This window comes from Acidovorax sp. SRB_24 (assembly GCF_012931925.1).
Window position 1 is genome coordinate 1 of record NZ_MWOM01000176.1, and the last position, 719, is coordinate 719.

At 69.4% G+C, this 719-nt stretch carries 1 protein-coding gene and 1 pseudogene; both read right to left on the reverse strand.

All coding sequences use genetic code 11. The features are described from left to right. The coding region (locus B2J89_RS21335; RefSeq protein WP_169170829.1) for a phage holin family protein at window positions 1-318 on the reverse strand (318 nt) is incomplete at its 3' end. Between the two features lie 182 nt (window positions 319-500). Beyond that, window positions 501-719 (reverse strand): annotated as a pseudogene (locus tag B2J89_RS21340) (TerC family protein); the annotation flags it as partial.

Consider the following 719-nt stretch of genomic DNA (forward strand, 5'->3'; position numbering starts at 1 on the left):
GATCACCAGGCCCAGCGCCGAGTACATCAGCGAGCCCAGCAGCGCGGCGCCAAAGCCGCGCACATGGAAACCGTCGAGCACACCGGCCGCGGCCCAGAACATCAACGCGTTGATGACGAACAGGAACAGGCCGAGCGTGACGACCGTGACCGGCAGCGTCAGCACCACCAGCACCGGGCGCAGCACCGCGTTGAACAGGCCGATCACGAAGGCCGCGATCAGCGCGGCCGTGAAGCTTTTGACCTCGACGCCGCTGTAGAGATAGGCCACCAGCAGCAGCGCCGCGGCGCTGAGCAACCACTTGAGAATGAGCTTCATGGCGGGAAAGCATAGCGCATGCCCGGCACGCCACGGGCCCAGGGTGCCGCGCCTGGGCGCGGCCGGTGCGGGCGTGCGGCCGGGCGCAAAAACAGGGACCGCAGTCCCTGTGTTTGGAGCATCGGGGCCGGGGCCGCAAAGGCTGCGCGCCCTTCACAGCCCCTTGCCGGAGGCCAGCGGCTTCAGACCGCAGGCCTCCGGCTGGACGCGGCCGCAGCGTGCCGCGAGGCGATCCATTTGCCCAGGGCCAGCACGATCAGTGCCCCCGCAATGCCGGCGCCGTACTTGATCCAGTCGTTGGCCTGGTCGATCTTCAGCATCCAGGGCAGGGTCTCGGTCACGGCCACGGCGGGGTCGGAGACGGCCATGGTGCCGGCGATCCAGCCCAGCAGCATGCCGCC